This window comes from Bacillus cereus group sp. N11, assembly GCF_016483605.1.
Taxonomy (GTDB): Bacteria; Bacillota; Bacilli; order Bacillales; family Bacillaceae_G; genus Bacillus_A; species Bacillus_A toyonensis.
This window is the reverse complement of sequence record NZ_JAEHBN010000044.1, coordinates 1-1,429: the sequence shown is the minus strand read 5'-3', so window position 1 is coordinate 1,429 and position 1,429 is coordinate 1. Positions and strand designations below refer to the sequence as shown.

Here is a 1,429-nt window from a genome sequence, read left to right as displayed (position 1 = left end):
AGGTAGACGAAGCGACCTGGAAAGGTCCGTCGTAGAGGGTAACAACCCCGTAGTCGAAACTTCGTTCTCTCTTGAATGTATCCTGAGTACGGCGGAACACGTGAAATTCCGTCGGAATCTGGGAGGACCATCTCCCAAGGCTAAATACTCCCTAGTGATCGATAGTGAACCAGTACCGTGAGGGAAAGGTGAAAAGCACCCCGGAAGGGGAGTGAAAGAGATCCTGAAACCGTGTGCCTACAAATAGTCAGAGCCCGTTAATGGGTGATGGCGTGCCTTTTGTAGAATGAACCGGCGAGTTACGATCCCGTGCGAGGTTAAGTTGAAGAGACGGAGCCGCAGCGAAAGCGAGTCTGAATAGGGCGTTTAGTACGTGGTCGTAGACCCGAAACCAGGTGATCTACCCATGTCCAGGGTGAAGTTCAGGTAACACTGAATGGAGGCCCGAACCCACGCACGTTGAAAAGTGCGGGGATGAGGTGTGGGTAGCGGAGAAATTCCAATCGAACCTGGAGATAGCTGGTTCTCCCCGAAATAGCTTTAGGGCTAGCCTTAAGTGTAAGAGTCTTGGAGGTAGAGCACTGATTGAACTAGGGGTCCTCATCGGATTACCGAATTCAGTCAAACTCCGAATGCCAATGACTTATCCTTAGGAGTCAGACTGCGAGTGATAAGATCCGTAGTCAAGAGGGAAACAGCCCAGATCGCCAGCTAAGGTCCCAAAGTGTGTATTAAGTGGAAAAGGATGTGGAGTTGCTTAGACAACTAGGATGTTGGCTTAGAAGCAGCCACCATTTAAAGAGTGCGTAATAGCTCACTAGTCGAGTGACTCTGCGCCGAAAATGTACCGGGGCTAAATACACCACCGAAGCTGCGAATTGATACCAATGGTATCAGTGGTAGGGGAGCGTTCTAAGTGCAGTGAAGTCAGACCGGAAGGACTGGTGGAGCGCTTAGAAGTGAGAATGCCGGTATGAGTAGCGAAAGACGGGTGAGAATCCCGTCCACCGAATGCCTAAGGTTTCCTGAGGAAGGCTCGTCCGCTCAGGGTTAGTCAGGACCTAAGCCGAGGCCGACAGGCGTAGGCGATGGACAACAGGTTGATATTCCTGTACCACCTCTTTATCGTTTGAGCAATGGAGGGACGCAGAAGGATAGAAGAAGCGTGCGATTGGTTGTGCACGTCCAAGCAGTTAGGCTGATAAGTAGGCAAATCCGCTTATCGTAAAGGCTGAGCTGTGATGGGGAAGCTCCTTATGGAGCGAAGTCTTTGATTCCCCGCTGCCAAGAAAAGCTTCTAGCGAGATAAAAGGTGCCTGTACCGCAAACCGACACAGGTAGGCGAGGAGAGAATCCTAAGGTGTGCGAGAGAACTCTGGTTAAGGAACTCGGCAAAATGACCCCGTAACTTCGGGAGAAGGGGTGCTTT

At 51.1% G+C, this 1,429-nt stretch carries 1 rRNA gene; it reads left to right on the top strand.

Annotated elements, in window-relative coordinates:
• Positions 1–1,429, top strand: a 23S ribosomal RNA gene (locus JDS98_RS29550); the annotation flags it as partial.